Annotated in this window: 1 protein-coding gene and 1 pseudogene; one reads left to right on the top strand and one right to left on the bottom strand. The window is 36.3% G+C overall.

Annotation, left to right across the window (positions count from 1 at the left end; all coding sequences use genetic code 11):
- Positions 1-165: pseudogene (locus KJR01_RS10055) on the top strand (ADP-heptose--LPS heptosyltransferase); the annotation flags it as partial.
- Here KJR01_RS10055 and KJR01_RS10050 read toward each other — a convergent pair.
- Positions 125-383 (bottom strand): SIS domain-containing protein (locus KJR01_RS10050; RefSeq protein ID WP_214119113.1); only part of this gene is annotated, 259 nt, incomplete at its 5' end. The pseudogene KJR01_RS10055 and the gene KJR01_RS10050 overlap by 41 nt on opposite strands.

Below are 383 nucleotides of genomic sequence, written 5' to 3'. Positions count from 1 at the left end.
CAAAATTAGGACAGCTAAATTTAGCTTGTATGCCTTGTATGCAAAAAACCTGTCCTTTAAAACATCATCGGTGCATGAAAGATTTAAAACCGGAATTAGTTATAGAAAGTGCTAAATGCCTTCATCAAAAGCTCTCATCTACTATCTGACACAGCGTGTGTCTGATTAAGATATGCATTTCTTGAATTCTAGCTGTATCATCACTTGGCACGACAAGATTATGGTCGCAAAGCTCATTCATCTTTCCACCTCCTTTGCCACTAAGCCCCAAGCAAAGCATATTTAGTTCTTTAGCCTTTTTAAATGCTTCTAAGACATTAGGACTTTTTCCACTGGTTGAAATGCCTATTAAAATATCATTTTCATTTCCCAAAGCTTCTACT

It is taken from the genome of Campylobacter sp. 2018MI10 (genome assembly GCF_018501175.1).
Classification (GTDB): domain Bacteria; phylum Campylobacterota; class Campylobacteria; order Campylobacterales; family Campylobacteraceae; genus Campylobacter_E.
The sequence above is the reverse complement of the archived record's forward strand: the minus strand, read 5'-3'. Positions and strand labels throughout refer to the sequence as shown.